Below are 22,733 nucleotides of genomic sequence, written 5' to 3'. Positions count from 1 at the left end.
TACTACAATGATTATACATTTTTCGTTATATTATTTCAAGTATAACCAGATTATATCTGTATATCTCTTATCTTTTCTATATTTATCAAAATCAATATCTGTAAGTGAATATTCCACTATATTATTATTTAACTTACATGATATGGCTAGATCTTTAAATGCTTTTTCTTCATTTTTTAATTTTAAATAAACACAACTTCTATTATAGTATAAATTAGCAGAATTACTAATATTTCCAATACCTAAATTTAATATCCTTAGGCTCTTTTCATAATTCTTTTGTTCTATGTATAGAGCCGATAAATTCAAATATATATTTGCAATGTCTTTATTCAATTTTAAAGCTTTATAATAATATTCTTCTGCCTTTTCAAAATTTCCTATTCCTTTATAGGCGATTCCTAAATTAAAAACTGAAAGATAATAATTAGGATTAATTTCTACAGATTTTTGTAAATATTTTATAGCTTTTTCATATTCTTTGTTTTGTTCATATATACTTCCTAGATTATTATATGCCATATAGTCTTGTGGAAATTTATTTATTGTTAGTAAATAATTTTCTATAGCTTTTTCTTCGTAACCATTACGATCATATAAATCTGCTAAAAAGAAAAAAGCATCTCTGTAATCTAATTTTATAGCTTTAGCTTTCTCATAAAATTTTTCAGCTTTTTCAAAATTATTTTTATAGTCATACATTACAGCTAGTCCATAAAAAGCTTCTGGTATTTCTCCAAATTTTTCTATTATTTTTTTATAATTATCTACAGACTTATCTAGATTGTTCAATTCAAAATATATTTGAGAAATATTTAAATATATATTTATATATTCATCTTCTAAATTTTCAAATTCTAATGCTTTCTCATAGCTTTCTATAGCTTTTTCAAATTCTTCACTTAAGTAAAAACTATTAGCTATTTTTATATAGTTATTACTTCTTCTGTACTTATCCATAATAAGAAAAGAAGTGGTTTCCCACTTCTAAAAGTTAGTCCTTCCTATAAATTTCATATCAGTTTCAACACAAGGATCTACATTTAAATCCCAACTTGCATTTATACCATCTATTTCTGCTAATTTTTCATAATAGTACATTACTATCCCAGAATCTGTTAAATTAACATTTCCTTGATAATCTTTTATAAATAAATCAATTTTTCCATCTTTTATTAAAAATCTCCAAGGTTGTTTATTAAATGCTGAAGGTGCATTTCTTAAGTAGTAAAATATTTCATCTAGTCCATAATTTTGTAAAGTTTCAACATCTACTGGTGTATCTAAATCATTAATATATATAAAATCCTCTAATCCCAATCTATTACTATACTGAGAATCTCCTTTTAGTATATAGTTAACTGGAATGCCAAATGCTAAAATAAAATCTATCTTATCTTTTGTTCCAAAAACGTCTTTTTTCAATTCATCACTAACTGAAAATAAACTTACCCAGCATGTTCCATATCCTATTTCTGAAAGCTTTCCTATTATATCTTCTAAATAATAAGCTCCATATATATATGATTCATCATTTGGTTCTTTCATAGAAAGAGATATGTAACCAGGTGCTTCTATCATAACTCCTGAATATCCACCTTCTCCTCGCAATGGTTTATAAATATTCTCACCTTCAAATAACTGGTAATTAATATTATATCTATTAGCTTTTTCGTTTACTTCTTTTAAAATTTCATTTACTTTTTTTAAATCTTTATTTGACAAATTTTTTAGTCTATACTCTCTTGCAGACTTTCTGTTTTCCATAAATTCACTTAATTTCATAATTCACTCCTATTATTTATTATTTTAATATTCTGATATAATCTTATATGGTGATTATATGACTATTGTTTCAAAACAACAATTAAATGCAATTTCGCACAAAAATGGTCCAGCTCTGGTTTTATCAGTCCCTGGATCAGGTAAAACTACTGTATTATTAAATAGAATTATATACTTAATTGATACCCATAATATCAAATATAATCAAATTTTAAATTTAACTTTCAGTAAAATTCAAGCTATGGATATGAAAGAACGTTTTAAAATGATGGCTGGAAATACTAATGTATCATTCTACACAATTCATTCCTTTGCTTATAGTATTATAAAGCAATACTGTAAAAAAAACAAAATTAATATTACGTTAATAGAAGGTAGTAACAAATATAATAAAAACAGATTAATTAATAGACTTCATTTTGAAGAATTTGGCATTAAAATAACTACTGCTGACTTGGAGTCTTTCTTTTCTAATTATAGCCTTTTAAAAAATAATATGCTTAATATTAATGAATTTACAAATATTACTGATTTTTCAAATCTTGCTATTAAATATGAAGAATTTAAATCTAATAATAAATTAATAGATTTTGATGATATGTTAACTTTTGCTTATGCAATATTAAATGAAGATAAAGATATATTAAATTTAATAAAATCTAAGTTCACATATATTCAATTAGATGAAGGACAAGATGCTAGTTTAATACAATTCAAGTTACTGGAACTAATAGCAAGTCCTGAAAACAATATTTTTATACTAGCTGATGATGATCAATCTATTTATTCTTTTAGAGGTGCTAAACCAGACTATTTACTAAATATAAAAAATATTTATGATAATATAACTTTTTATAATTTAAATAAAAATTATAGATCTACAAAAGATATTGTTATGCTTTCAAATTATATTATAAAAAATAATAAAGAAAGATACTATAAAGATGTTGAAAGTAATAGTATTGAAAAAACTCCTATTCAAATAGTAAAGGTAAAAAATTTAGAGTTCCAAAATAAATTTATACTAGAAAAAATAAGTGAATTTTGCAATGAAAACGAAAATATTGCTATTTTATTTAGAAATAATATCTCTGCTTATGCTCCTGCTTTTATTTTAAATAATGAAAATCTAAAGTTTAATAAAAGATTAAATTTTAACAATAAAAATTTAAATATAGTTTTAGATGATTTGAAAAATATAATTAATTTTTCAAAAAATCAAAATAATTTAGGATTTTTTAAAGCAATTTACTACAAACTTAACTTATATCTAAAAAAAGATTATATTGAAAATATTTATATTCATAACTACGACAGTATTTTAAAATATATAATTAATGACTCTTATATTAAAGAATATCAAAGAGACTTAATAAAAGATTTTAAGATTTCTGCAAACAAAATAATAGAAAGTAATTTAACAGAATCTTTAAAAATAATTTTTCAAGAAACTGGATATCTAGAATATATTTCAAAAAGATTTGATAATATTCCAATAAATTTCATTAAAGAATTATTAATTTATACGAGTAATAATTATACGACAATTGAAGAATTAATTGAATTTTTTAACAACCTAAATATTAATTTATCTGACAAATTAATGAATGACAGTAAGATTTATATTTCTACTATTCATCAATCAAAAGGTCTTGAATATGATAATGTAATATTGATTGACCTTGTAGATGGAGAATTTCCAATATATTCTGATAAAATATCAAATATTGAAGAAGAACGTAGACTTTTTTATGTAGCTATTACTAGAGCTAAAAAAAGACTATACTTAGTATCTCCTAAATTTAGAGGAAATAAAAAAGTAAAACCTTCAAAATTTTATACCGAAATAAAAAATTTATCAAAATAAAGATATTGAATACATTTTATTCAATATCTTTATTTTTAAATATTTCATTCATAGTTTTTCTGTTATAGTCTAACAAATATTTATTTAACATCTCATAATATGGAAATAGTTTTTCTCTACTATCTGAAATTAAATCCATTCTTCTATCATCATAAAAATTTAAAACAACAATATTTTCTGTATCTACTAAATAACTGTTCATCCCTTCGATTTTCCCACCAAAATCTTTTTTGGTAATTTCTAAAAATAATCTATTAATATATAATTTATTTTCTAGAATATTCCAATAATACAATTTTGTATAACGAATCCCTTCATAAAACTCTCCTATTGGATCTTCTTCAATATATTTCACAACTCTTATATTATCCTCTTCTTTAGGATAAGGAAGTTTTATTGTCTCTACATAATTTTTAAATTCATTATCAAATTTTTTTGATATTTCATTTTCGTATGTTTCTTCCCCATACCAACTCAACTCTAATATTAATATATTAAAATTAAATTCCAAGCTATTATATATTTCTAGCGCTGTCTTTCTAGCTGCTTTAAAATAATATTTTTCAATATGCCTATTTTTATTAAATGGACTGAATTTAGGTTCTATATCAAATCTCAAATAATATTTACTATTATATATATATTCTATATTTTCCCCGTTTAATTTTCTTTTAACTTCTTTTACCTTTTCTTTTAGCATAAAATCTCCTAAATAAAAAAGTCTAGGTAATATTTACCTAGACTAAATTTTTAATATTATAATTTTCCTACTAAATCAATTCCTGGTGTTAATGTATCTTCACCTGGTTCCCAGCTTGCAGGACAAACTTGATCACCATATTTATGAACGTATTGAGCAGCTTTAACTTTTCTTAAAAGTTCTTTAGCATTTCTACCAATACCATCTGCACTTATTTCATATAATACTATGTCTAAATCTGGATTAATTAAGAAAGTCCCTCTTCTTGATTGTCCGTCTGCTTCTTTTAAAACACCAAATTGTCTACTTAATGAAAAACCTCTATCTGATAATAATGGATATTCTACTTTTGACATTTGCTCAGAAGCATCTAACCATGCTTTGTGAACAAATTCGCTGTCTGTAGAAACTCCATATATTTCTACTCCCAAGTTTTTAAATTCACTATATAAACCTTGCAATTCTTCTAACTCTGTTGGACATACAAATGTAAAATCTCCTGGATAGAAGAATAGTACTGACCATTGTCCTTTTAAATCTTCGCTTGATACCTCCGTTAATGCTCTATCTTTATAAGCTGGTACCTTAAATTCTTCTACTTTTTTATTTATATAATTCATTAAATCACCCTTTCTTTTGTATTACAAGCTCATTATAACATCACCGTGAAATAAAATCAATATTATTTTAACTTTATTTTTGTAATAATTACAATCAAATGTCTAATATCTTTACTTGCGAATTTATTGAATATATAACATCTTTTCTTTCTACTATAATTTCAACTTTATTTTTTAAAGAATTATCCTCATTTATTTTTTTTATAAGTTCTTTTATTGGATTTATTGCTACTGAATTTCCAGTTAGTTTTAACATAGATAAATCACCTGATGTGTCACCATAGCTATACGAATTACTAATATCAATATTGTATTTATCTACTAGTTTTTCAACTTCTTTTTTCTTGCTATCACTATCCCACATAGGAATTATCTCACCAGTATAATTCAAATTTTCATCAAGAACATATTTTGTGGCTCTGTACTCTGTAACATTATATATGTTAGCCATTTCTTTTACTAAAAAATCTGGACTACCTGAAATAAAGAAAATAAGATGATTATTTTCTTTATGATAATTAATTCTATTTCTAGTATATTTATATACTATTTCACCTATATTTTTTACTACTTGTTTAGATATATGCTCATTAAACTCTGAATTAAAGCCTATTAATCCTTCTTTATATGCATCTGCCATCACCAAAGAGTAAGAGTCATATTCATCATATCTTTTTGAATAAGCATCCCAAAATGGTTTTATTTTCTCCAACCAAATAGTCTGACTTATAATGTCATATTTTACTAACTTTTTAAAATGATCAATCATCAATGATTCTCTTGCTAAAGTACCATCAATATCAAAAAAAGCCGCTATTCTCTTATCCATAACTATGCACGCTTTTCATTTGTAATTTTTTCACTAGTTGACTTTTTATCTACTTTCTTAACTTTTGCTTTTTTTGTTTTTTTAACCTTTTTTACTTTAGGTTTATTTTTAGTGAAAAATATGTCTAAAAACCATGCCATACACAATGAAACAACACCTGATGCTAATGTTAAAACGAAGAACTCTAGAGTTGTTAAGGCTACTGGATTAGTAAGATTAGTAAGTGCAACTATAAGTAAAATTAATGCTGTTGCTAACATCGCTAATCCAAATAAATATTTTGCAATTCCTTCCTTTTTTATAAATTTAAAAATTATAAAGACAATCACCATTGAAAAAATACAAAACAATGGTACTTTTAATACTTTATCTGAATTATTTGATATCATTTCTAAAATTGAACTCATACATACTCCTTTGATTAATTCTATTATTATAATATAAAAATTTTTAGTGAATTTATAATAATGCTTTATTCAATATTTTATCATAAATTCACTAAAATTATCATACTTTACTTATGTTTCAATAAATATGTTAAAATATAAATGATTATTTGCACCAGTAGCTCAACGGATAGAGCAACGGTCTTCGGAACCGTTTGTTGGGGGTTCGATTCCTCTCTGGTGCACCATTATATTTATTCAGTAATTAAATCTTATATAATTTGTTTATTTTTATATCAGTAAATTATTTCGTGAAAATTGATTTTATTTCTATAATATTATATGCAAATATTTTTCTAATTAGTTAAATTTTTTTATCTTATATATGTTATAATATTGACATATATTCTATGTACATTATCTAGTTATACACCGTTTATGTCTCTGTATTTCTATAATCAAATTTCTTAACTATAATTATATTATTATAGATTTTTATTTAATTTTAAGGAGGTTAATATGAATGATTTCAACCCTGAAATTGTTATAAAAAATGCAAATGTTTATAACAGTTACTTTAAAGCTTTTAAAAAATCGGATGTCTATATTCTAAACGGAAATTTTCTGTATATTGATGAAAATTTAAACTCAAATTTAAAAGCTAGTAAAACAATTGATGCCAATGGAAAATATATGATACCTGGTTTAATAGATATTCATATGCATATCGAAAGCTCTATGGTCTCTCCAGTAAATTTTTCAAATCACATGGCAAAATGTGGTGTTACAACAATAGTTTCCGAACCACATGAAATGGCTAATGTTGCAGGTATAGATGGTATAACTGCAATGATTGAAGCTGGTAAAAACAGTAAGATAGATATTTTTTACGGCATCCCTAGTTGTGTTCCTGCATCTTCAGAAGACCTTGAAACTACTGGTGGAATTATAAATTTCGAAGAAATGAAAGAATTAAAAAAAATTCCTGAAGTTGCTTGTGTTGGGGAGGTAATGAATTATCGACAGATTATACAGCCTAATAATTTGGAAATTTCTAAATTTATAGACTACGTAAAACAAGAGGATCCTAATTTCCCAATAGAAGGGCATTGTCCTCAATTAGTTGATTTAGACTTAGCTAAGTTTTTATATTTAGGAATTAATGCAGACCATACAGAACACAATTTAGAAGAAATCAGACAAAGATTTGCAAATGGTATGTTTGTTGAAATTCAAGATAAAATGCTCAGTCCTGAAATAATCCAGTATATTATTGAAAACAACTTGTATGAATACTTTTCATTTGTTACAGATGATGTAATGGCAGATACTTTATATTATGAAGGTCATTTAAACTGTTTATTGAAAAAAGCTATATCATTTGGTATGAAGCCTGAAATTGCAATTTACTGCTCTACATATACCCCTTCTAGAAGAATGAACATGCTAGATAGGGGAACACTTTCTCCTGGTAAAATTGCAGATTTTATATTACTAGATAATATAGAAAATTTCGAAATAGATTCCACTTATAAACGTGGAAATTTGATATACAATAAAGAAATTTCTGAAAATACACAACCAAATGCAAAATGCTTCCCTAAACAATTATACAATAGCATAAAGTTGAGACATCAAAATAAAAATTCCCTTTACATATCAGTAAAAGAAGATATTAAAAATGCTAATGTTAATGTAATGGAAATAAATGACAATTCTACTAAAACTAATCTTAAAAATATAAATATGCCCCTAAAAAATGGACTTTTAGATTGGAAAAATAGTAACTGCCTTCTTACTGCAGTATATGAAAGATATGGAAAAAACAATAATGTTGGCTTAGGATTTTTAACTGGTTGCTGTCATAAAAAAGGAACTGTTGCTACTAGTTATGCTCATGATAACCATAATATTTTAGTTGCAGGTTCAAACATAGATGATATGATTCTTGCCGTCAATAGAATTATTGACCTTCAAGGTGGAATGGTCGTTGTTGATAACGGTGAGATAAAAGCTGAACTTCAATTAAATGTTGGAGGGATTTTATCTGAAAAACCAGTTTCATTAGTAGCTAAAGATTTATTAAATGTACGAAATGCAATGATTGAATTAGGATATGAACACTATAATCCTATAATGTCTTTTGGTACATTGACACTAACAGTTAGTCCAACAATAAAAATAACAGATAAGGGTTTGATTGATGTAATTAATTCAACCATTTGCCCTTTATTTAACAGTATTTAAAATAAAGGAGTTTTATATGAATAATAAATCTAGTAAAAATAATAAAAATTTAATTGAATCAATATTTAAACTAAAAGAAAATAATACTAATATAAAAACAGAAGTTCTTGCAGGTATAACGACTTTTGTTACTATGGCTTATGTTTTAGGCACAATTCCAAATATAATGGCTAATGCGGGTCTTGATAGAGCCCCTATATTAACATCTATGATTTTACTCATAATTTTAACAACTGTAGCTATGGCTTTAATTACAAATAGACCATTTGCTTTAGCACCTGGATTAGGTAGTGTAGCTATTGTATCTGGAATGATTGCAAATGAAGGAATTCCTCAAGAAGTTACTGCTGGTGTTGTATTTTGGAGTGGTATAATCTTTGTTATTATTTCCTATATTGGAATTAGAGATGCTGTTGTAAATGCTATTCCTCCAAGTTTAAAACACGCTGTAAGTGCTGGAGTAGGATTGTTCATCGCATTATTAGGTTGTAGAAATGCTGGTATTATTGTTGGTGTTGAAGGTGCTAATTATCTTGCTTTTGGTGACTTAATGAACCCTACTGTAATATTAGCTATTATTGGATTTGTAATTATTTTGGTTACTAAAATGCTTAAAGTTCCAGGATATATGATAATTTCAATTCTTATAACTACTTTAATAGGACTGCCAATGGGATTAACTCAATCACCTGAATCGTGGTTTATAATGCCTGCAAATCCGCTACATTATTTTATGAAAGTAGATTTTATAAAAGCGTTAAACTTTGCGTATATCCCATTTATTATATCCCTATTTGTTCCCGACTTTTTCTCAACATTTGGTACTGCCATTGGTGTGGGTGAAAAAGCTGGATATTTAGACAAAAATGGTAACTTACCAGGTATAGATAAAGTATTTAAAGTAGATGCTATTTCAACTGCTGCAGGTGGTTTATTTTGTATTCCTTGTATGACTACATATCTTGAATCTTCTGCTGGTGTAGAAGCTGGTGGTAAAACAGGTTTAACTGTTATATCTACATCGTTCTTCTTTTTGATTAGTTTGTTTTTAACACCTATAGCTTTAATGATACCTAGTGCAGCTACTGCACCTGCTTTAATAATTGTTGGAATAGGAATGCTAAGTTCAATGAGTAAAATTAAATATGATGATTTTACTGAAGCTTTCCCAGCATTTGTATGTATTGCGTTTACAGTTTTCGCAAATAACATCGCAAATGGAATATGTGTTGCTATTCCTGTATATCTTATATTAAAAATAGCTTCTAAAAAAATAAAAGAAATTCCTATTGCTATTTATGTCTTGACTGCAGTATGTTTCTTATATTTTTATACATTATTTAAATAAAAAACAAGCCATAATGGCTTGTTTTTTTATTTTGCATTTAATGCTGCCATAGTTATGAAATTATAAGGTTGATTAAAATGTGGCAAGAAAAACAAATCTAATAAAGCTAATTTATCAATTGTCAATTTTTCTTGAATTGCTAGTGAAAACATATGAATTCCCATACTAATGTCATAAGTTGACATAATTTGCGTTCCAACTATCACTCTATCTTCTTTCCTGTAAACTATTCTAATTTTTACTTTTGGATTTTCCACTTCCATGAACGCTGGTTTTTTAGTATCTTCATAATCTGTATAATCCACATCTATATTCATGCTTTTAGCCTGACTTACTGTCAAACCTGTAGAAACCATATTTAAGTTATATATAGAAATAGCTGAAGATCCTTGTACACCTTCTGACTCAATATTAGTGCCACATACATTATGAGCTGCTATTATTCCAGATCTAACTGCATTCGTTGCCAATGCTATATAATCATAATTTTCTATAGCATTATTGTATACTGTTGCACAATCTCCTATAGCGTAAACATCCTTGTCGCTAGTTTGACATTTTTTATTTGTTAAATAAGCTCCATTTTCATATAGCTTTAAATAATTTTTACCAATATCTGTATTAGGATTAAATCCAACTGCCATTATAACCATATCTGCATTATATTCTTTTTTATCTGTTATGACTTTGTTAACATTATTATTTTCATCACCAGTAAATTTTATTACAGTTTCGTTAAGTGCAACATTTATTCCATGATTTGATAAATTTCTTTCCATTTCATCTGTAAAAATATCATCGTAATATCCATTTAATACTCTTGGACAGTGATCTATCAATGTAACATTTTTATCTAGTCTTTTAAAAGCTTCTGCTAATTCTACTCCTATATAACCTGCACCTATTACCACTACATTTTCAAATTTTTCTTTTTCTAATTTTACGATTACTTCTTTGGCATTTTGATATAACTTCACCATTTGAATATTATTTAAATCATTACCTTCTATATCTAACATTCTTGGTGTAGACCCTGTTGCTAGAATTAATTTGTCATAATTATCTTCTATATCATTTCCCTCTACAGATACAACTATTTTTTTATTTATAAAATCCACACTCTTTACTTCAGAATTCATATTAACTTTTGCACCCATAGATTCTAAATCTTCTTTGCTAGAATAAAATAAGCCTTCTCCACTACTTATTTGCTCACCTATCCATAATGCCATTCCACAGCCTAAAAAACTTATATTACTATTTTTATCATAAACTACTACTTCCTTATCTTTATAATTTGACAATATTGTCTTTATTGCAGCTGTTCCTGCATGGTTTGCACCAATAATTACAATTTTTTCCATTATTTTCTCCTTAATTCCTACAATTTTTGTAGTATTTTGTTCTATATTAATATTTTTTTAACATATTGTCAACCTTTTTTTATAATTTTAGTTATATATTTATTTAATAGAAAACGTTCACTTTATTAATTTGAAATTTATTCCATTAAAAAAAGGGCTAATTTATGCCCTTTAAAAACTTTTTTCTAGTTTACTTATCATTTCATCTATATTGTTTTCATTTATTATTAAAGGTGGTAAAAATCTTAATACATTTCCTTCAGAAACTGTTATAACTAAGCCATTTTCCAAAGCTTTTTTCATTATTTCTCCAGCATTCTTATTTTCTGTTAACTTAATTCCTTGAATAAGTCCTTCCCCTCTTCTTTCTATAATAAATTCATATTCCTTTACTAGATTTTCTAGTTTTTCTTCTAAGTAAGGTGTAATTCTTTTCACATTTTCTAAAATATTTTCTTCTTCAAATATATCTAAAACAGTAGATATAGCTCTGCCTGCTAATGGATTTCCACCATAAGTTGTTCCATGGTCTCCTGGCTTTAATGATGAATTAGCAGCTTTTTCATTTAATAAAAACGCCCCTACTGGAACACCATTACCCAAAGCTTTTGCTGTAGTTACTACATCAGGCTTTATATCAAATTTCTGATATCTATAAAAACTCCCTGTTCTACCAACTCCACATTGTATTTCATCTAATATTAATAATATATCTTTATTCTTACAAATTTCTTCTAGTTCTTTTAGAAATTTTCCTTCTGCAACATTAATTCCACCTTCTCCTTGAATAGGTTCAACTATCATTGCTATGGTTTTTTCAGTAACAAGTTTTTTTACACTATCTATATCATTTAATTCTGCAAATTTAATTCCACTTAACAAAGGCATAAATGGCTTTCTATAACTTTCATTTCCCGTTACTGACAATGATCCTATAGTTCTACCATGAAATGAATGATTAAACGCAATTATTTCATAATCATCAGTTCCATTTTTCTCATAAGCATATTTTTTTGCAACTTTTAACGCACCTTCTATAGCTTCCGCACCACTATTTGTAAAAAACACTTTAGACATACCACTAATCTTGGTTAATTTTTTAGCTGCTTCAGCTACTGTTGCTGTATAAAACAAATTTGAAGTATGAAGTAGATTTTCCACCTGTGTTTTTATTTCTTCCACATATTTTTTATTGCTATACCCTAAGCCAATAACTCCTATGCCACTTAAAAAATCTAAATATTCTTTTCCATCTTCATCATATAGGTAAACATCCTTACCATTTTTAAAAACTACGGGCATTCTATTATATGTTTTTAAAACATTTTCTTCTGAAATATCTATAAATTTATTCATATTACCACCTATCTATAAATTAAAGTTCCTATTCCTTTTTTAGTAAATATTTCCAATAGCAAACTATGCATTTCTCTACCATCTAATATATGAACTCTTTTTACTCCATTTGTTGCTGCCCTTATACAATTTTCCATTTTCGGTAGCATTCCACCAACTATTTTTTCTTCTCTTATTAATTTCTGGGCTTCACTTACTGAAATTCTTGACATCAGAGAATCTTTGTCAGAGTAGTCTATGTAAAAACCTTCAGTATCTGTCAAAAAAGCTAATTTTTCTGCTTCCAATGCTATTGCTATTTCACTAGCAGCTTCATCAGCATTTATATTATACATTTGATAATTTTTATCCACCCCTATTGGACATATAACTGGAACATAATCGTCTTTTAATAGTGTCTTTATTAGTTTAGTATTTACTTTAGTAATATCTCCAACAAATCCTATATCTTTTCCTTCTAGATTCTTTTTTCTAACTCTTAGCATTGTTCCATCTTTACCACTCAGTCCTACGGCTTTAACTCCAACACTTTCCATGTGAGATACTAGACCTTTATTTACTCCTCCCAAAACCATTTCTGCAATTTTCATAGTTTCAGTATCTGTAACTCTAAAACCATTGTAGAATTCTGGTTCTATTCCATTTAACTTCACCCATTTGCTAATTTCTTTTCCACCACCATGAACAATTACTGGATGAATACCTACTGATTTTAAAAGTGCTACATCTGTCATTACACTTTCTTTTAATTTTTCATCCATCATAGCTGAACCACCATACTTAATTACTATCACCTTACTATGAAACCTTTGCATATACGGTAATGCTTCTATTAAGACTCCAGCTTTATCTTGTAACTCTATTGATTCATTTTTATTTATCACGATCTATAATCTCCATTTATTTCTACGTATTTATATGTTAAATCGCATCCCCAAGCAGTTGCTTCAAATTGTCCTTCATGAATATTTATCAAAGCTCTTACCTCTTTTTGAGATAATATCTCTGTAGCTTTTTCTTCACTATAATTAGTTGCAATTCCATCTATCACTATATCCAACTCTCCTGCTGTACTAGAAAATTTTAAATCTACTTTTTCAGGTTCAAATTTTTCTCCAGAATATCCCATGGCACACAATATCCTACCCCAATTTGCATCATTACCAAATAATGCTGTTTTGGTTAAATTTGAAGTTATTACAGACTTTGCAATCACTCTTGCTTGTTTATCTGATGATGCTCCTTCTACTTTTACTTCAAAAAGTTTCGTTGCACCTTCTCCATCTTCTGCAATTCTTTTAGCTAAATACTCTGATACAAATCTCAAAGCTTCTTTAAACTTATCATAATTTTCATTCTTACTATTGATCTCTTCATTTCCCGCTAATCCATTTGCCATAACTAAAACTGTATCATTAGTAGATGTATCTCCATCTACTGAAATCATATTAAAAGTATCATTTACAATTTCTTGTAAAGCTTCATTTAATAGACTTTTACTTATATTTAAATCTGTCGTTATAAACCCTAACATTGTACACATATTAGGATGTATCATTCCTGAACCTTTACATACCCCACCTATAGTAACTTTTTTATTATCTATTTCTATTTTTACAGCTATCTCTTTTTTTACTGTATCAGTGGTCATAATAGCTTGTGCAGCACTTGTTCCTTTTTGTTTTTCATATCCTATTTCTTCTTTTAATAGTACAATTCCATTAGATATTTTATCCATAGGTAATTGCTGTCCTATAACACCTGTTGAGGCTAATAATATATTATCTTTTTGTATATCAAATATTTCTGCTGCTTTTTTTACAGTCTCGTCACAATATAACATTCCCTGCTTTCCTGTTGATGCATTAGCAATTCCTGCATTTATAATTATTAATTGTGATTTTTCATAATTGTCTACTATATTTTTATCCCAAATTACAGGAGCTGCTTGCACAATATTTTGTGTAAATACCCCTGCTACATTTGCTGGAATATCGCTATAAATTGCTGCCATATCTTTTCTATTAGACTTTATACCAGCTTCTACTCCTCCAGCTTTAAAACCTTTAGGAGATGTAATTCCACCTTCAATTATTTCCATTCTTACTCCTTATTCTATTTCTTATGGATATATTGGAACTTGTTTTAAACCTTCTTGTTCTTCTAATCCATACATTATATTCATATTTTGAATCGCTTGACCTGCTGCACCTTTTACTAAATTATCTATTGCAGATACTACTATTATTCTATTAGTTCTTTCGTCAATTTTAAAATTAATATCTACAAAATTACTTGTTGAAACCCACTTTGTCTCTGGCATAATATTTTCTTCTAAAATTCTAATAAAAAATTCTTTTCCGTAATATTCTTCATAAATTTCTCTTATGTCATCATAATCATATTTATCCAATAAATTTAAATACGATGTTGCGAGTATTCCTCTATTCATTGGAACTAGATGAGGAGTAAAATTAACTAGAATTTTTTCTTTTGCTGCGTAACCTAATTGTTCCTCTATTTCAGGAGTATGCCTATGGTTTGCAATTCCATATGCTTTTATACTTTCATTTACTTCACAAAATAAATTAGATACATTGGTTCCTCTACCTGCTCCTGATGTTCCTGATTTAGCGTCAATAATAATACTTTTAGTATCTACCACTCTTTCACTTATTAATGGATATAACGCTAAAATGGAAGCTGTTGTATAACAACCTGGATTAGCTAATATTCTTGATTTTTTTATATATTCCCTATTTACTTCACAAAGCCCATATACCGCTTCTTTTATATATTCTGGTGATTTATGCTCTAAATTATACCATTGTGTGTAAGTATCTAAGTCTTTTATTCTAAAATCTGCACTTAAATCAATTACTTTAACTTTTTCTAATAATTGTTCGTTTATAATACCTGAACAATAACCTTGAGGAGTTCCTGTAAAAACCAAATCTACTTCATTAATTAATTCATTAATATCTCCACCTACACAAGTTTTATCTATTAATTTAAAAAAATTACCAAAAATACTATGGTAATCCTTACCTAAATAAGATTGAGAGTATAGCCATTTTATCTCAACATCCTTATGATTTAATAATAATCTAATTAATTCTCCTCCAGCATATCCCGTTGAACCGACGATTCCAACTTTTATCATAAAACCACCCTTTATATAAAATATTTAATCCATTATATCATAGATATTAACAATCTTCTATAATACTTTATTAAGATTTAAAATAAAACAAAAGCAAGTCTACTAACTTGCTTTTGTTTCTTTTAATATTTTATTAACTTCTTCTTCTGAAAAATCATATTTTTTATTACAATAACTACATGAAAGTTCTATATGATGATCTTCTTCTAAGATTTTCTTAATCTCATCTTCCCCTATTGAAATTAATGCTCTTTCGATATTTTCTCTATTGCAGCTACATTTATATTTAACTTCCTCTTCTCCCAGTATTTGTATTTCCATCTTTTTGAAAAAATTATTAAATATTTCTTCTACTGAATTATATTCAGAGAAAATAGAACTTATAGGGGGTAAATTGTTGATACATTCTTCTAATACATCAATATCTTCATCTGTATATCCTGGTAATGCCTGAATAAAAAGTCCTCCTGCTGATTTTACAGAGAAATCTTTGTCTACCAAAACACCCAAGTTTACTACAGTCGGAAGTTGTGCTGATTGGTAAAAATAATTTGCAAAATCTTCTGCTATTTCTCCTGATACTAAATTTGTATATCCTCCATAGGGTTTACCAAATCCGAAATCTCTAATAACTGCTAAGCTTCCATTTTTCCCTACATAAACTCCTACATTTAACTTAGTATTATTAATACTTGGTATATCTATCTCTGGGTTTTGAATATAAGATCTAATATCTCCTTTATTATTTACTTCAGAAATTAGTAGACCAGCTGGTCCACCCCCATCTATTTTAGAAATTACTTTTTCTTTTTCTCCTTTGATATCAGCTTTTAAAAGTGCTGACATAGTCGTTAATCTTCCTAGTGCAGCTGTTGCTGTTGATGAAGTGTTATGTGTTATTCTCATTTTCTCCACTATTTCAGTAGAATTTATAATTAAAAACCTTATGGTTTCGTTTTTATTAATTGCTCTATATAATTTACTCATATTTCCTCCAATTACAAAAGCCCCTAAATATTAGGGGCTTTGGTTTACTTCTAAAATCTATTTAGTATTTTATAACTTAACTACGTTAGAAGCTTGTGGACCTTTTGTTCCTTCTACTACTTCGAATTCTACTTCTTGTCCTTCGTCTAAAGTTCTGAAATCTCCATTATCTTCTAAAGCTGAGTAGTGAACGAAAACGTCTTCTCCTTCTTCTGTAGATATAAATCCAAATCCTTTAGTTGCATTAAACCATTTTACTTTGCCTTTTGCCATTTCTAAAAATCCTCCAAAAAAATAAACGATCACAGTGATAAAATCAATCGCTGCTACGTCACAGCTTAGCTGCTATGACTAACTATAACACAAATTTTTGTTAAATGCAAGATTATATAGTTAAATACTAATTTTTATCTACTTTGTTTTTTATTCTTTCAAAGCTGTAAATAGTATTCTTTGACTATTTTCATCTACATCTCTACCAGTGTCAAAGTCTTTATAACTTATTTCTTTAAATCCTACATCTATCAATAACTTATTTATATATTCGACTGAATATATTTTCTCGCTTTGTTCTTCTGTTATTCTTTTATAAATTCCATTTTCCTCTATAAAAAAATCTAATACAAAATCTACTATTTCAGCTTCTTTATCTAAAAAACTTTGCCAACTATAGAAAATATTGCCATACTCATAGACATAGCAATTATCTCCTAAAACTTTTCTTAATTTATTTTCTGAATTAATGTCAAAAATTAAAATTGACTTTTGCACTAAGCTATTATAAATATTTCTAAAAGCTTCTTCTAATCTACTTGAATCTAAAATATAATTTATAGTATCTAATGTACTAATTGCTACATTAAATTTATTTTCAATTTTAAAGTCAGCTATATCTAAATTTATTAAAGTTAAATTTTCTTTGTATTTTAATTTATTACTAGCAATTTCTAACATTTCTTGACTTAAATCAACTCCAAAATAAGAATCAACTTTAAATTCAAGTCTTTCTGTTAAGTTTCCTGTACCTATTCCTAATTCTAGAATATTTTTTGGAATTATTTTATTCTTGTCTATTTCTGCTTTTATTAAATTCACATAAAAGTCATAGTCTATATCATATACTAATTTATTATAAATTTTTGAAAACTCGTTATACATTTATTTTCTCCAGTTAATATACTTAATCTATTTAAACATTAATTTAAACTCTCCTACTAAATATAATGAACCTGTAATTAAAACAGTATCATCTTTGTCTAGTTCTTTTAATATATATTTTTTTACATCTTCTATATTGCTGATAATTTTATATTTCTTGTTTTTTAGATTTAGCAATTTGCTCATTTCTAAAGGGTCTATTGCTCTCTCATAATCAATCCTAGTAAAAATGATTTCTTTTGAATTATCTATTAATTTTTGCAAATTCTCAAAAATATTTTTATCATTCATAGAACCAAGAACTAAAATATAATTTTTTATTCCAATTTTTTTTACATTAGAATTTAGTACTTCTAATCCTTCACTATTATGTGCTCCATCAATATAAATTTTAGGATAAGAATTTATTTTTTCCATTCTACCTTCAAACCTTGTTCTAGATATTATTTTAGATATTTTTTCTATCCTATAATCTAAATTCAATAATAAAAAAGCTTTAAATGCTAGTAAAATATTAAAAATCTGATGTTCTCCTATCATTAAAGTTTTAAACCTATGGTTTAAATATTCAAATTCAGAACCATTAAGACTAACACTAAGTACATGAATATCTGATTGCTCCAAAAAGTAAAGACTTGAATTTAAAAATTCAGCTTCTTCTCTAATAATTTTATCTATATTAAAACTGTGTTTAAAAGAAACAACTTTTGAATTATTTTTTATAATTCCTGCCTTATGTTTTGTAATTTCTTCAAGATTATTTCCTAATGTATTGACATGATCATAATCTATTGTAGTAATTATAGCCAGCTCATTAGCACTAAAAATATTTGTTATATCGTTTCTTCCACCTATGCCCGTTTCTAATATAATATATTCTAAATTATTTCTTTTAAAAATAATGAGTGCTATAACTAAAGATATTTCAAAATAATTTAATTTACTTTTCGTTTCTTCATCTAATTTAGATTTAATATAATTTACTATATCTACAAACTCATCTTTACTTACAAGCTTATTATTTACTTTAAATCTTTCTCTATAATCTTCAATATGTGGTGATATAAAGTGCCCAACTGTTTTATTTGTACTACCTATAAAACAACTTAAAAAAGTACCTACTGTCCCTTTTCCATTTGTCCCAGCTATTTGTATTATTTTAAAATCTGTACCTTTTATATCAAAAAGAGCAAGGACTTTTTTTAATATTCCTAAGTCCTTGCTATGACCATATTTAGAATTTTCTATATAGTATAAAGCTTCTTCAAAATCCATTATATTTTCGCCTTTATTCCTTCAATAGAACTATTTACTTCTTCTAACATATTTTCATATTTTTTAAGTTTATCTTTTTCTTCTTGAACTACATGCTCTGGTGCTTTTGCAGTAAATTTTTCATTAGATAGTTTACCGCTAGCTCTTTTTATTTCACCATTTAATTTTTCAGCTTCTTTTTCTAATCTTTCCAATTCTTTATTGTAATCCACAAGTCCTGATAAAGGAATAAATATTTTAAATTTATTTTGTACTATAGATATTGCATCTATGTCTTCATCTAAATCAGTATCTTTAAATTCTATACTAGAAGCCCCTCCTAAAGTTTTAAAATTATTAGAAAGCTCCTTTAATACATTTATAATACTTTCATCTTTACTACTAAAAATTATTTCTGATTTTTTACTTGGTGCTATATTAAGTTCTGCTCTTGCATTTCTTATAGATTTTATAGCCTCTATCATAATATCTATTTTTTGTTCTTCATTTCTATATTCATTATCTTTACTAAATAATGGCCAGTTGTCATTAATTAGCATATCATTTTGATTTGGCATTATAGAGTAAATTTCTTCAGTAATATATGGCATAAAGGGATGGAGAAGTTTAATTACAATATCTAGTACATGGACTAGTGTACTTTGAGCTGTAATACTTCTTTCTAAGTCATCATTGTATAGTCTAGGCTTAACAAGTTCTATATACCAATCACAAAACTCATTCCATACAAAGTCATATATTTTATCTGCTGCAAGCCCTATTTCATATTTATCTATGTTTTCATCTACATTTTTTATTAAAGCATTTGCCCTTGAAATAATCCATTTGTCCTCATTTTCTAATTTTACTTCTGATATATCTTTTATATTATCTTCATCTAAATTCATGAAAATAAATCTTGTAGCATTCCATAGCTTATTTGCGAAATTTCTGTTTGATTCTACTCTTTCCAAGTAAAATCTCATATCATTTCCTGGTGAATTACCTGTAACTAGAGTAAGCCTTAAAGCATCTGCACCATATTCTGAAATTACTTCTAATGGATCTATCCCATTTCCTAGTGATTTAGACATCTTTCTTCCTTGTGAATCTCTAATTAACCCTGTGAAATAAACATCTTTAAATGGAATTTCTCCCATATTGTAAATTGAAGAAAACACCATTCTAATTACCCAGAAAAATATTATGTCATATCCTGTTACTAAAACATCTGTTGGAAAGAAATAATCTAAGTCCGGTGTTTTTTCTGGCCATCCTAACGTTGAAAATGGCCATAATGCTGAAGAAAACCAAGTATCTAGAGTATCAGGATCTTGATGTAATCTTGTACTTCCACAAACACATTTTTCTGGTGTTTCTTTTGATACTATTATCTCTCCACAGTCATCACAATAATATACAGGAATTCTATGTCCCCACCACAACTGTCTAGAAATACACCAATCCCTCGTTCCTGTTAACCAATTTTCATATACTTTACCTAGCCTATTTGGAATTAATTTTAATTCGTCATTTTTATATACTTCTAAAGCTTCTTTAGCGAAGTTTTCCATTTTAACAAACCATTGTTTTGAAATTATTGGTTCAATTATAGTGTCACATCTTTCACAGTGTCCTACTGCATGATCGTGTTCTTCAACTTTGTCTAATAAACCTAATTTTTCTAAATCTTCAACTATAGCTTTTCTAGCTTTAAATCTATCCATACCTGAATACTTTCCATATCCCTCTGGTATAAATCCTTTTTCATCAATTACTATACACTGTCCTAAATTATGTCTAGCACCTACTTCAAAGTCATTTGGATCATGTGAAGGTGTAATTTTAACCATACCTGTTCCAAATTCCATTTCAACATAATCATCTGCTATTACAGGGATTTCTCTTTCAACAAGCGGTAATGTTAAAAGTTCGCCAACTATACTTTTGTATCTTTCATCTTCAGGATTAACTGCAACAGCCAAATCTCCCAACATTGTTTCTGGTCTAGTTGTAGCAATTACAATATACCCTTCTTTGTTCTTGAAAGGATATCTAATGTGCCATAAGTGCCCTTTTTCATCTTTATGAACAACTTCAGCATCAGAAACTGCTGTTCCACAACTTACACACCAATTTACAATTCTGTCCCCTCTATATATAAGTCCATCATTATACATTTTTATAAAAACTTCTTGTACTGCTTTTGAAAGATTCTCATCTAAAGTAAAAGCGTCCCTTGACCAGTCGCAAGAAACTCCTAATTTTTCTAATTGATTTTTTATATTTCCACCATATTCTTCAGTCCATGCCCAAGCTTCTTTTAAAAAACCTTCTCTTCCAAGTTCTGCTTTAGTTTTTCCATCCTTTGTAATTTTTTCTACAACTTTCATTTCTGTGGAAATACTTGCATGATCAGTTCCTGGCACCCAAAGTGCAGAATAACCTTGCATTCTTTTTCTTCTTATTAAAATATCTTGTAAAGTATTATTTAATGCATGTCCTAAATGTAAATTTCCAGTTACATTTGGTGGTGGCATTACTATTGTAAAAGGTTTCTTATTTTCATCTATTTTCGCTACAAAATATCCGTTATCTTTCCAAGTTTTATATATCCTATTTTCAAAACTTTTAGGATCATAATTTTTTTCTAAATTTTTCAAAATTTTACTCCTTCTATTTTAATTTTTAAACTAATTTATTTTCTCTATTAAATTATCATACGAAATTATATTAATAATAGATTATAATTTCTATTAATAATATATCTGTTGAATAGCTCTTTAATACCAATATTTATAGAATTAATCAAAAATAAGCCCTTCATCCTCTTTAGGACGAAGGGCTCGCGGTACCACCTAAATTTCATAAGTAAATTATGACTCTCTATATTATAAAGGTTTAAAACCTAAAAACACTCCAAAGCAACCTTCATTTAAATTTACTTAGAAGACTTTCACCAATATCTTCCTCTCTAAAAAGAATTTTAAATTACTCCTCTTTTTCAACATGTTAATATTCAACTAATAGAATTCTACAATATATTTTATTTTTTATCAAGATATAAAAGGATTGCTAATTCTTTCTTGCCCTATTGTAGTATCTGAATTATGTCCTGGGTGAATTACTATATCATCGTCTAAATTCATTAATTTATTATTTATAGACTCTAATAGTTCATTATAATTCCCTGTTGGTAAATCTGATCTACCTATAGAATTTGCAAATAAAGTATCTCCTGTAAACAAGTCTTTTTCAAGTAGTATGCAAATTCCACCCTTTGTATGACCTGGTGTATGAATTATTTTTAAAGTATGATTTTCAAATTCTAACAAATCTCCTTCTTTTATATAATAATCCGCATCTATTGATATATCTTCATACATACTTGAAGATAGGTTTAATACCGGATTATTTAACAGCTCTTTTTCTTTTTCATGAGCATAAACTGGTATATTATATATATTTTTTAACTCTTTTACTGAACCTATATGATCACCATGTCCATGTGTTAAAATAATAAATTTTGGAATTACTTTATTTTCTTCTATTATTTCTTTTATATATTCTACTCCATAACCAGGATCTACTATAAAACAATTATCATTTTCTTTTACTATATATACATTTTCTACCAAAGATCTTGTCGTATATTTTATTATTTCCATA

The 22,733-nt window shown here is 27.0% G+C and carries 20 protein-coding genes, 1 tRNA gene and 1 other annotated feature; of the genes, 4 read left to right on the top strand and 17 right to left on the bottom strand.

What is annotated here, in order from left to right; all coding sequences use genetic code 11:
- Nucleotides 1–30 precede the first annotated feature (30 nt).
- Both CS899_RS00680 and CS899_RS00675 read right to left on the bottom strand, forming a co-directional pair.
- A complete protein-coding gene (locus CS899_RS00680; RefSeq protein WP_099203041.1) occupies nucleotides 31–960 on the bottom strand; it encodes a tetratricopeptide repeat protein in 930 nt (309 codons plus the stop codon).
- A gap of 27 nt (nucleotides 961–987) precedes the next feature.
- Complete coding sequence (locus CS899_RS00675; RefSeq protein ID WP_099203040.1) at nucleotides 988–1,785, bottom strand: nitroreductase family protein; 798 nt, start codon at nucleotides 1,783–1,785, stop codon at nucleotides 988–990.
- Between the two features lie 58 nt (nucleotides 1,786–1,843).
- On the opposite strand from CS899_RS00675, the gene CS899_RS00670 reads away from it, so the two are divergent.
- Complete coding sequence (locus CS899_RS00670; RefSeq protein ID WP_099203039.1) at nucleotides 1,844–3,652, top strand: ATP-dependent helicase; 1,809 nt, start codon at nucleotides 1,844–1,846, stop codon at nucleotides 3,650–3,652.
- Nucleotides 3,653–3,668: 16 nt separating this feature from the next.
- On the opposite strand, the gene CS899_RS00665 is transcribed toward CS899_RS00670, so the two are convergent.
- From CS899_RS00665 to CS899_RS00650, 4 genes are all read right to left on the bottom strand, one after another.
- Complete coding sequence (locus CS899_RS00665; protein WP_099203038.1) at nucleotides 3,669–4,352, bottom strand: DUF3885 domain-containing protein; 684 nt, start codon at nucleotides 4,350–4,352, stop codon at nucleotides 3,669–3,671.
- 56 nt (nucleotides 4,353–4,408) lie between these two features.
- Nucleotides 4,409–4,972: a redoxin domain-containing protein gene (locus CS899_RS00660; RefSeq protein WP_099203037.1), complete on the bottom strand. Its 564-nt coding sequence runs from the start codon at nucleotides 4,970–4,972 to the stop codon at nucleotides 4,409–4,411.
- Between the two features lie 94 nt (nucleotides 4,973–5,066).
- Complete coding sequence (locus CS899_RS00655; protein WP_099203036.1) at nucleotides 5,067–5,801, bottom strand: HAD-IB family hydrolase; 735 nt, start codon at nucleotides 5,799–5,801, stop codon at nucleotides 5,067–5,069.
- A 2-nt stretch (nucleotides 5,802–5,803) separates the two neighbouring features.
- The gene (locus CS899_RS00650) at nucleotides 5,804–6,208 is read right to left on the bottom strand and encodes a hypothetical protein (RefSeq protein WP_099203035.1); all 405 of its coding nucleotides are present in this window, start codon (nucleotides 6,206–6,208) and stop codon (nucleotides 5,804–5,806) included.
- Between the two features lie 151 nt (nucleotides 6,209–6,359).
- Between CS899_RS00650 and CS899_RS00645 the strand changes: the two genes are divergently transcribed.
- From CS899_RS00645 to CS899_RS00635, 3 genes are all read left to right on the top strand, one after another.
- Nucleotides 6,360–6,435: transfer RNA gene (locus CS899_RS00645), tRNA-Arg, on the top strand.
- A 271-nt stretch (nucleotides 6,436–6,706) separates the two neighbouring features.
- The gene (locus tag CS899_RS00640; protein ID WP_099203034.1) at nucleotides 6,707–8,434 is read left to right on the top strand and encodes an adenine deaminase C-terminal domain-containing protein; all 1,728 of its coding nucleotides are present in this window, start codon (nucleotides 6,707–6,709) and stop codon (nucleotides 8,432–8,434) included.
- 16 nt (nucleotides 8,435–8,450) lie between these two features.
- Nucleotides 8,451–9,782, top strand: coding sequence for an NCS2 family permease (locus CS899_RS00635; protein WP_099203033.1), 1,332 nt, complete (start codon nucleotides 8,451–8,453; stop codon nucleotides 9,780–9,782).
- Between the two features lie 26 nt (nucleotides 9,783–9,808).
- Here CS899_RS00635 and nox read toward each other — a convergent pair whose 3' ends face one another.
- The 11 genes from nox to CS899_RS00580 all read right to left on the bottom strand — a co-directional run bounded on the left by nox (nucleotide 9,809) and on the right by CS899_RS00580 (nucleotide 22,732).
- The gene (gene nox, locus CS899_RS00630) at nucleotides 9,809–11,146 is read right to left on the bottom strand and encodes a H2O-forming NADH oxidase (protein ID WP_099203032.1); all 1,338 of its coding nucleotides are present in this window, start codon (nucleotides 11,144–11,146) and stop codon (nucleotides 9,809–9,811) included.
- Between the two features lie 171 nt (nucleotides 11,147–11,317).
- Nucleotides 11,318–12,502: an aspartate aminotransferase family protein gene (locus CS899_RS00625; RefSeq protein ID WP_099203031.1), complete on the bottom strand. Its 1,185-nt coding sequence runs from the start codon at nucleotides 12,500–12,502 to the stop codon at nucleotides 11,318–11,320.
- Between the two features lie 8 nt (nucleotides 12,503–12,510).
- Nucleotides 12,511–13,386 carry an acetylglutamate kinase gene (argB, locus tag CS899_RS00620; protein WP_242491843.1) on the bottom strand — a complete coding sequence of 292 codons (876 nt, stop codon included), beginning with the start codon at nucleotides 13,384–13,386 and terminating at the stop codon, nucleotides 12,511–12,513.
- A complete protein-coding gene (gene argJ, locus CS899_RS00615) occupies nucleotides 13,383–14,603 on the bottom strand; it encodes a bifunctional glutamate N-acetyltransferase/amino-acid acetyltransferase ArgJ (RefSeq protein ID WP_099203030.1) in 1,221 nt (406 codons plus the stop codon). The genes argB and argJ overlap by 4 nt, the downstream gene beginning before the upstream one ends.
- Before the next feature lie 21 nt (nucleotides 14,604–14,624).
- Complete coding sequence (gene argC / locus CS899_RS00610) at nucleotides 14,625–15,665, bottom strand: N-acetyl-gamma-glutamyl-phosphate reductase (protein ID WP_099203029.1); 1,041 nt, start codon at nucleotides 15,663–15,665, stop codon at nucleotides 14,625–14,627.
- Between the two features lie 102 nt (nucleotides 15,666–15,767).
- Complete coding sequence (gene hslO, locus CS899_RS00605) at nucleotides 15,768–16,652, bottom strand: Hsp33 family molecular chaperone HslO (RefSeq protein WP_099203028.1); 885 nt, start codon at nucleotides 16,650–16,652, stop codon at nucleotides 15,768–15,770.
- Between the two features lie 69 nt (nucleotides 16,653–16,721).
- Complete coding sequence (locus CS899_RS00600) at nucleotides 16,722–16,925, bottom strand: cold-shock protein (RefSeq protein WP_099203027.1); 204 nt, start codon at nucleotides 16,923–16,925, stop codon at nucleotides 16,722–16,724.
- 150 nt (nucleotides 16,926–17,075) lie between these two features.
- The gene (locus CS899_RS00595) at nucleotides 17,076–17,810 is read right to left on the bottom strand and encodes a class I SAM-dependent DNA methyltransferase (RefSeq protein WP_099203026.1); all 735 of its coding nucleotides are present in this window, start codon (nucleotides 17,808–17,810) and stop codon (nucleotides 17,076–17,078) included.
- A gap of 27 nt (nucleotides 17,811–17,837) precedes the next feature.
- Complete coding sequence (locus CS899_RS00590; RefSeq protein ID WP_099203025.1) at nucleotides 17,838–19,085, bottom strand: bifunctional folylpolyglutamate synthase/dihydrofolate synthase; 1,248 nt, start codon at nucleotides 19,083–19,085, stop codon at nucleotides 17,838–17,840.
- On the bottom strand, nucleotides 19,085–21,727 hold the full coding sequence (locus tag CS899_RS00585; RefSeq protein WP_099203024.1) for a valine--tRNA ligase: 2,643 nt from the start codon (nucleotides 21,725–21,727) through the stop codon (nucleotides 19,085–19,087). The genes CS899_RS00590 and CS899_RS00585 overlap by 1 nt, the downstream gene beginning before the upstream one ends.
- Before the next feature lie 167 nt (nucleotides 21,728–21,894).
- Nucleotides 21,895–22,081, bottom strand: a binding site (T-box leader).
- A 39-nt stretch (nucleotides 22,082–22,120) separates the two neighbouring features.
- Nucleotides 22,121–22,732: an MBL fold metallo-hydrolase gene (locus tag CS899_RS00580; RefSeq protein WP_099203023.1), complete on the bottom strand. Its 612-nt coding sequence runs from the start codon at nucleotides 22,730–22,732 to the stop codon at nucleotides 22,121–22,123.
- Nucleotide 22,733: the final 1 nt, after the last annotated feature.

The sequence above is a fragment of the Miniphocaeibacter massiliensis genome (assembly GCF_900232905.1).
Classification (GTDB): Bacteria; Bacillota; Clostridia; order Tissierellales; family Peptoniphilaceae; genus Miniphocaeibacter; species Miniphocaeibacter massiliensis.
The sequence above is the reverse complement of the archived record's forward strand: the minus strand, read 5'-3'. Positions and strand labels throughout refer to the sequence as shown.